Genomic DNA, 7,742 nt, shown 5'->3' on the forward strand with positions numbered 1-7,742 from the left:
ATGAAGATCGATCCCGTCACGCTCGAGGTCTTCCGCAACCGGCTCGACGCCATCGCCCAGGAAATGCAGAATACTCTGCTGAAGAGCGCCTACTCCATCATGTTGAAGGAGGGCGGCGACTGTTCCTGCGCGCTGTTCTCCGCGGCCGGCGAAACGATCGCCCAGGCTGTCTCCAACCCCATCCATCTGGCCGCCTTCCTGCCCGCCGCCCAGCACGTGCTGGCACGCTTTCCCGCCGCGACGATGCGCGAGGGCGATGTGTTCGTGCTCAACGACCCGTACAATGGCGGCACCCACGTGCCCGACGTCATCGTGATGGTGCCGGTGTTTGCCGAAGGAGTCCTGATCGCCATCGGCTGCTCGCTCGGCCACCACCAGGACATGGGCGGCATGGCGCCGGGCAGCATGCCCGCCAACGCGACCGAACTGCTGCAGGAGGGCTTCGTCATTCCGCCCACGCGCCTCTATGCGCAGGGCGTGCTGAACGAGACGCTGGTGGAGATCCTCCGCCGCAACGTGCGCGTTCCTGACATGGTCTATGGCGATCTGATGGCTCAGGTCGCCGCCGGCAAGACCGCCGCCCTCCGCCTCGGTCATCTGATCGACCGCCACGGACTCGAACTGTTCGCAGCCGTAGTGCCCGCCCTGCTCGACCACGCCGAACGCCTCACCCGGGCGGAGCTCGCACGGATTCCGCCGGGGACCTACACATTCGAGGACATCATCGACAGCGACGGCATCGACCTCGACCGCCAGTTGCGCATCGCCGTCACCGTCACGGTGAGCGCGGCGGGCATGCATGTCGACTTCGCCGGCACCAGCCCGCAGGCCAAGGGTCCGGCCAACTGCCCGCCCGGCGCCGTGCTCGCGCCCGTCTACTACGCGGTGCACGCGCTGCTCGGCGCCGCCATTCCCGGCAATTCGGGCGCCTTCCGGCCGATCACCGTCAGCGTCCCTGAGCGCTCGATCCTTTCACCGGTTGCACCCGCCCCGGTGGGAATCCGCTATCACACGCTGAAACGGGTGGTGGACGCGCTGATGGGCGCGCTATCGCCGGTGCTGCCGCGGCGTGTGCCTGCGGCGCCGCATGGTTCCGATCTGTGCATGAGCTGGGGTGGGCTCGATGCCGATACCGGGCGCGCCTTCGTCTACATGGAATGCACGACCGGCGGCACCGGTGCGACCTGGCATTCCGATGGCGTCGACCACATGGCTTGTGATATCGGCAACAGCCGTAACATCCCTGCCGAGGCAGCGGAAATCGACTTCCCGGTCCGCATCTGGGCCAACCGGCTGCGCATCGATTCTGGCGGCGCCGGTGAATTCCGCGGCGGACTTGGCGTCGAGCGTGTCGTCGAACTGCGTCGCGGTGAAGTGACCGTCAGCCACCGCAGCGACCGGCATTTCACACCGCCCTGGGGCCTCGGCGGCGGCTGGCCGGGCGCGCGCTGGACCACGCTGGTCGAACGCGCCGACGGCAGCCGCGACACCGTCCCGGGGCGACTCATCTTCCGCCTGAGCGCTGGCGAGCGCGTCGTCGGGCTGACGGGCGGCGGCGGCGGCCACGGCGATCCGCTCGACCGCCCGCCATCGGCCGTGTTCGATGATGTCAGCGACGGCAAGGTGTCGGTGCAAGCGGCGCGCAAGCTCTACGGCGTCGTCATCGGCGCGGATGCCCGCCTGGACGCGGCTGCGACAGCATCCTTGCGTGCAACGATGGCGCGGCGCGGCCCCGCCATCGATCGCGGCATGCGCGGCTGGGCGCTCGAAATCACCAACGGCGAAAGCGACGACCGGGGCGCGATTGCCTCTGGCGTCACCCTCTCTGCTCCCACTTCATCCAGGAAGGCTGCACCATGACTTTCCTCAAACATGTGCCAAGCACGATCTCGCCGAGCTTCAGCGAGGCGCTCAGCATCGTCACCCCCGCCGGCACCTGGATCTTCATCTCCGGCCAGGTCGGCGTGCCACTGCCGCCGGCGCAGGGCGACGTCACCTTCGAGGTTGAGGTCCGGACCACATTCGAGCGGATCCGCGAATCACTTGGCAAGGCCGGCGCCGGCATGGAACATGTCGTCAACATCAAGACCTATCTGACCGACCTTGCGCCCTACGGCGTGTTCTCCCGTATTCGCGGCGAGATCTTTCCAAACAATCCGCCGACCAGCACAGCGGTGCAGGTTGCCGGCCTGCTGCTGAACGCGACAATCGAAATCGACGCCGTCGCCTTCCTGCCCACAGGAGCGGCCGCATGAACGCGATCCTGGCCGAGTACCAGCGCCGCACGTCGCGCTCCGCGACGCTGATGGAACGCTCGTTCGACGTGGTTGCCGGCGGCGTGAGCCGCAATTTCGGCTACCACATTCCCTATCCCGTCATGAACCAGCGGGGCGCTGGTGCGTTCCTGTACGATATCGACGGCAACGACTACATCGACTTCGCCTATAACGGCATGTCGTTGATCCACGGCCATGCCTACCCGCCAGTCACCGAAGAAATTGCGCGGGTGACGCAGCAGGGCTGGGCATGGCCGGGATCGTCGCTCGCCCAGATCGAGTTCGCGGAAATGCTGCGCCGGCGCATCCCCGGCGTGGACCAGGTCCGTTTCACCAATTCCGGCTCGGAAGCCAACATGCTCGCCGTAAAGATCGCCCGCCGGCATCGCGGCCGCGACCTGATCCTGAAAGCTGGCAGCGCCTATCACGGCACCTATCCCGATCTCGAGGCCGGCCTGCACGGCCAGGGCGAAATCCGAGGAAAAGTCTTGATCCGCGAATTCGGCGACACCGAGGGATTCCTCGATGCCATGCGCCGGCATCGCGACATGCTTGCCGCGGTGATCATCGAGCCGACCCTGATCACCGGCGCGGTCGTCCCGCCGCCACAGGGGTTCCTGCAGGCCGTCTGTGACTTCGCCCGCGACAGCGGCATCGTCTCCATTGTCGACGACTGCCTGATGTTCCGTCTGGCGCCCGCCGGTTCCAGCGAATTCTTTGCCATCAAGCCCGACCTCGTCGCACTCGGCAAGTTCATCGGCGGCGGCATCCCCACAGGCGCGGTGTGCGGCCCGCGCGAGATCATGCGGGTGTTCGGCCCAGGGAACACCGAACCGCTCTATCACGGCGGCTCGTTCAACGGGAATGTGTTGTCGTCCCGCGCCGGCATGGTCACCCTCGAGCACCTGACGCGCGACGCGATCCTGCAGATGAACCACCAGGCCACGACGATCCGCGCCCATCTTGACGCGGCGATCGCGCGGCGTGGCCTGCCGGCCGAGACCACCGGCATCGGATCGGTCGTCGGCATATCCTTCACCGCTGAGGGGTTGCAGAAGCGCGACTATTACGCCGACTACACCATCGATCTTGACTTTCACCTCGCTTGCCTGATCTGCGGTCTTCAGCCCGGCGCCGGCGGATACTTCTCTCTGGCCACAGTATTCGACGACGCGACGATTGTCGAAACCTGCCGGCGGCTCGATTGCGCCCTTGACCTGCTGGACACTGCCCGACCGCGGCACTGAGCGGAGCAATCGCACATGTCCATCCGGACCGAGGTGAATGGCCACGTGCTGGTCGTCACGATCGACCGCCCCGAAGCGATGAACGCCATCGACGCGCCGATGAACGCGGCACTGGCCGCGGCGTGGGAGTTGTTCGAGGCCGAAGCCCAATTGCGTGTCGCCGTGCTGACCGGCGCCGGAACTTCCGCCTTCTCCGCCGGTGCCGATCTCAAGACGCTGATCCCCGGCATGCGACGTGCGGCCGAGGCGGACGCCAGTTCCGCCGTGTGGAATTTCGGCGGCGGCCTGGCGCGCGGCCGCAGCTTCGACAAACCCCTCGTCGCCGCCGTCAATGGTCACTGCCTCGCCGGCGGGTTGGAGATGGCGCTGGCCTGCGACATCCGGTTGTGCGCGCCGAATGCCATGTTCGGCCTTGCCGAGGTCCGCTGGGCGATCATGCCCGGCGCCGGCGGAACGCAGCGCCTGCCGCGGGCGATTCCCGCCAGCATGGCCATGGAGATGTTGCTGACCGGCACACCGATCGACGCTGAGACGGCGTTGCGGCTCGGGCTGGTCAGCCGGATCGTGCCGCAAGGAGAACTTCTCGGAGCGGCGCTGACGCTGGCCGGCACCATCGCAGCCCAGGGCCCGCTCGCCACACAGGCGATCAAGCGCGCCGTGCGGCACGGCATCGACCACGGCTTCGCCGCCGGCATGGCGGCAGAGCACGCGGAATTCCTGCAACTGATCCGCACCGAGGACGCGCGCGAAGGCCCTCTGGCCTTCGCGGAGAAGCGCGCGCCCATCTTCAGGGGACGATGATGCCAGAACCCGCCTACAACGTTGCCTGCTTCAACTCACGCCGCTCGCCGGTACTGGCACGCCGCGGCATCGTCGCCACGGCGCAGCCACTGGCGAGTCAGGCTGGGATGCGGATGCTGCTGCAAGGCGGCAATGCCATCGACGCCGCCGTTGCCGCCGCCGCCGTGCTTGGCGTTACGGAGCCGTTCCAGACCGGCCTCGGCGGCGATGCTTTCGCCTTGATCCATGAGGCCGCGACCGGCGCCGTGCTGGCGCTGAACGCCAGCGGCCCCGCTCCGCGCGCCGCGCAACTCGAGGATTACCGCGCCCGCGGCTTCCTCGCCATGCCCGAACACGGCCCGCTGTCCTGGACTGTGCCGGGATGCGTCGACGGCTGGTGCCAGATGCTGGCGCGCTGCGGCACCATGAAGCTGGCCGACGTACTGGCGCCCGCGATCGAATACGCGCGCGACGGCTTTCCCGTCGCCCCCGGCGACGCGGCACAGTGGCAGCAGAGTGAAACATTGCTCCGCGCGCATCCGGGGTCGCGCCGGCACCTGCTGATCGACGGAAACGCGCCGCGTGCCGGGGAGATCATGGTCCAGCCGGTGTTGGCCGACACGCTGCGCCTGTTGGCCGAGGGCGGCCGCGACGCCTTCTACGCTGGCCCCATCGCCGAGCGGCTCGTGCGATTTTCCGACGCCTCCGGCGGCCTGCTGACGCGCGACGATCTTGCTGGCTACCGGGCGGAATGGCAGCAACCGATCGGGGTCGTCTATCGCGGACACCACGTCCTGGAATGCCCGCCGAACGGCCAGGGCATCGCCGCACTGCTCGCGCTGAAAGCGATCGAGCACACCGACTTCGCGCGCCTCGACCGAGACGGGCCGGCGTGCTGGCACCTGCTGATCGAGGCGATGAAGTATGGCATGACCGAGGCCGCGTCCCAGGTCGCCGATCCGCGTTTCGCCCCCTTCGACATCGACGCGCTGCTGGCTCGCGTCCCGCCAGCTGCTTCGGTGCCGCCGGTCGGTCCACCGCCACCGTCGGATACGGTGTTCCTCGCCGTGGTCGATGCCGCCGGCAACGCCGTCTCCTTCATCAACAGCGTCTACGGCGATTTCGGCAGCGGCTGGGCGGCCGACGATCTTGGCTTCGTCCTGCAGAACCGCGGCACCGGCTTCTCGCTCGACCCTGCCCACCCGAACCGCCTGGCCCCCGGAAAGCGGCCCTACCACACGATCATCCCCGCCATGGCACTCAAGGATGGAAAGCCCACCCATGTCTTCGGCGTCACCGGCGGGTTCATGCAACCGCAAGGCCACCTGCAACTGCTGGTCAACTTGCTCGACTACGGAATGGACGTGCAGACCGCGATCGACACACCGCGCTTCTGGTGGGAAGGCAATCGCCGCGTGGTGCTGGAGGACGGCCTGCCGGAGCCGACATACGCCACCCTCGCCAGTTGGGGTCACGAGATCATCCGCCGTCCTGGCCACCGCGGTTTTGGCGGCGCCCAGATAATCGCCCTCCGTCCGAACGGCGTCCGCATCGCCGGGTCAGAACCCCGCCAGGACGGCTGCGCCATCGGGTATTGACGGGGCCGGCATCCATCTTTGCGCGGCCACCGCAGGGATTGTTATAGTCCGTGAAACGAACTGCTGCCATCGAAACGTCATGAGTTGTCGGCGGTGCTCATACCATCGGCCCTACGGAGTGACCGGTTCGGCTGCGGCAAGTCGACAGCGCTGCGCATCGTCGGCGGCCTGATCCCGGCCAGCGCCGGGCGCATCATGGTGGCCGGCCGCGATGTCAGCGCCATGCCGTCCTATGCGCGCAACATGGGCCTTGTCTTCCAGAACTATGCGCTGTTCCCGTATATCTCGGTCGCCGGCAATGTCGCCTTCGGCCTGGAAATGCGCGGCGTGAAGCGGCGTGAGGCGCTGCGCCGGGCTCAGCGCTGCGCTGTATCTGCGGCGCGACGGACACCAGGTTACGGTGCTGGACCCGCTGCCGCTGGCGGGAGGCGCCTCCTTCGGCAATACCGGGATGATCAGCCCGGATGCGTATATGCCGCAGGCGCAGCCGGGTATGCTGCGCCAGGTGCCGCGCTGGCTGACCGATCCGCTTGGTCCGCTGGCGATCCGGCCGAAGCAGGTGGTGCCGGCGCTGCCCTGGCTGATGCGTTGGATCATGGCCGGGCGCGCGCCGCGTGTGCGGGAGGTTGATGGCGGCCTGCGCGCATTGCACCAGGACAGCGTCATCTGCTGGACCGAGTTGCTGGGCGCCTCGCGCGTGGAGACGCTGTTTCGCCGCGGCGGCCAGATGCATACCTGGGAAGGTCCGGCGCCGGGCAAGGACGCGCTGTCGGCGGCGCTGCGCGAGGGCTTCGGCATCCGCACCCGTGTGCTGGACTGCGTTGAGATGCGCGAGCTCTTCCCCGATCTGGCACCCAGTGTCACGCGCGGGGTGATGATGCCGGACAACGGCCATGTCGTCAGCCCGGTGAAGGCGGTGACGGCGCTGGCCGACACGCTGCGCGCCGAAGGGGGCCGGGTGCTGGCCGAACGTGCTGAAGCTGATCCCCACCGCAGGCCCCGGGTGGATGGCCATGACCAATGTGGCGAACCACGCCGGGGATGCGATCGTCGTCGCCGCCAGCGCCTGGTCGGTGCCGCTGCTCAAGCCATTGGGCGTCGCGCTACCGATCCAGGCGGAGCGGGGCTATCACGCCTCGCTGCCGGATCCCTCGGTGACGCTGCCGATGCCGATCTCGATGAAGAGCCGCGGCTTCGCCATGACGCCGATGGAGGAAGGATTGCGCGCCGCCGGGACGGTGGAGATCGCGGCGCAGGACGATCCGCCCGACGATCGCCGCGCCGAACGCCTGCTGACCCATGCGCAGGCGCTGTTCCCCGGCCTCAGGCACGGTACGCCCCGGCTATGGATGGGCACAAGGCCCAGCACACCGGACTCGCTCCCGCTCATCGGGCCGGTGGCATCATGGCCGGGGCTGTTCCTCTGCACTGGCCACGGCCATTTCGGCATGACGGCGGGGCCGCCCAGCGGCAGGCTGCTGGCCTCGTTGATACGCAGCAATGATCGGCGGCCAGCTGGCGTGAAGAGCTACGGACTGGACCGGTTCGGGTAAGGCGGCGACACGCCGGGACGCATCAATGCTATGCAGGCGGGCAACGGCCGGGACCGTCGCGCCAGGCTGCGCGATCTCCTCGACCATCCTTCAACAACACAGATGATCGTAGAAACGCTGCAGCGTCAGGAATGCCGACGCCGGGCGTTCTTCATGCGGGTCTTCGCGCGCGGTACTCACGCCGCAGGATGTCCATCAATTCCTCAACCGACGTTGCCGCCGAATCCCGCTCATAGGTCACCGAGCCATGCTGCATGAGCATGATGCGGTCAGCGATATCGAGCGTTT

Annotated in this window: 6 protein-coding genes and 2 pseudogenes; all 8 read left to right on the forward strand. The window is 67.8% G+C overall.

Annotation, left to right across the window (positions count from 1 at the left end; genetic code table 11):
• The 8 genes and pseudogenes from OL599_RS21285 to OL599_RS21315 all read left to right on the forward strand — a co-directional run bounded on the left by OL599_RS21285 (nt 1) and on the right by OL599_RS21315 (nt 7,454).
• Nucleotides 1-1,860 (forward strand): hydantoinase B/oxoprolinase family protein, encoded by a 1,860-nt coding sequence (locus OL599_RS21285; RefSeq protein WP_264716021.1) that lies wholly within the window; start codon nt 1-3, stop codon nt 1,858-1,860.
• A complete protein-coding gene (locus OL599_RS21290; RefSeq protein ID WP_264716022.1) occupies nt 1,857-2,255 on the forward strand; it encodes a RidA family protein in 399 nt (132 codons plus the stop codon). The genes OL599_RS21285 and OL599_RS21290 overlap by 4 nt, the downstream gene beginning before the upstream one ends.
• Nucleotides 2,252-3,523: an aspartate aminotransferase family protein gene (locus OL599_RS21295; protein ID WP_264716023.1), complete on the forward strand. Its 1,272-nt coding sequence runs from the start codon at nt 2,252-2,254 to the stop codon at nt 3,521-3,523. Before OL599_RS21290 ends, OL599_RS21295 begins: the two co-directional genes overlap by 4 nt.
• 15 nt (nt 3,524-3,538) lie before the next feature.
• On the forward strand, nt 3,539-4,324 hold the full coding sequence (locus OL599_RS21300; RefSeq protein WP_264716024.1) for an enoyl-CoA hydratase/isomerase family protein: 786 nt from the start codon (nt 3,539-3,541) through the stop codon (nt 4,322-4,324).
• Nucleotides 4,324-5,901: a gamma-glutamyltransferase gene (gene ggt / locus OL599_RS21305; RefSeq protein WP_264716026.1), complete on the forward strand. Its 1,578-nt coding sequence runs from the start codon at nt 4,324-4,326 to the stop codon at nt 5,899-5,901. The genes OL599_RS21300 and ggt overlap by 1 nt, the downstream gene beginning before the upstream one ends.
• 93 nt (nt 5,902-5,994) lie before the next feature.
• Nucleotides 5,995-6,183, forward strand: a pseudogene (locus OL599_RS26180) (ATP-binding cassette domain-containing protein); the annotation flags it as partial.
• Nucleotides 6,184-6,301: 118 nt separating this feature from the next.
• Nucleotides 6,302-6,823: pseudogene (locus tag OL599_RS26185) on the forward strand (FAD-dependent oxidoreductase); the annotation flags it as partial.
• Between the two features lie 49 nt (nt 6,824-6,872).
• Nucleotides 6,873-7,454, forward strand: a complete 582-nt coding sequence (locus tag OL599_RS21315; RefSeq protein WP_264716028.1) for an NAD(P)/FAD-dependent oxidoreductase — start codon at nt 6,873-6,875, stop codon at nt 7,452-7,454.
• Nucleotides 7,455-7,742: the final 288 nt, after the last annotated feature.

Origin of the sequence: Limobrevibacterium gyesilva (genome assembly GCF_025989185.1) — a bacterium.
Classification (GTDB): domain Bacteria; phylum Pseudomonadota; class Alphaproteobacteria; order Acetobacterales; family Acetobacteraceae; genus Limobrevibacterium; species Limobrevibacterium gyesilva.

Coding starts and splice junctions, on each gene's coding strand:
- OL599_RS21300 (WP_264716024.1), top strand. CDS start 3,539: ATGTCCATCCGGACCGAGGTGAATGGCCACGTGCTGGTCGTCACGATC.
- OL599_RS21285 (WP_264716021.1), top strand. CDS start 1: ATGAAGATCGATCCCGTCACGCTCGAGGTCTTCCGCAACCGGCTCGAC.
- OL599_RS21290 (WP_264716022.1), top strand. CDS start 1,857: ATGACTTTCCTCAAACATGTGCCAAGCACGATCTCGCCGAGCTTCAGC.
- OL599_RS21295 (WP_264716023.1), top strand. CDS start 2,252: ATGAACGCGATCCTGGCCGAGTACCAGCGCCGCACGTCGCGCTCCGCG.
- ggt (WP_264716026.1), top strand. CDS start 4,324: ATGCCAGAACCCGCCTACAACGTTGCCTGCTTCAACTCACGCCGCTCG.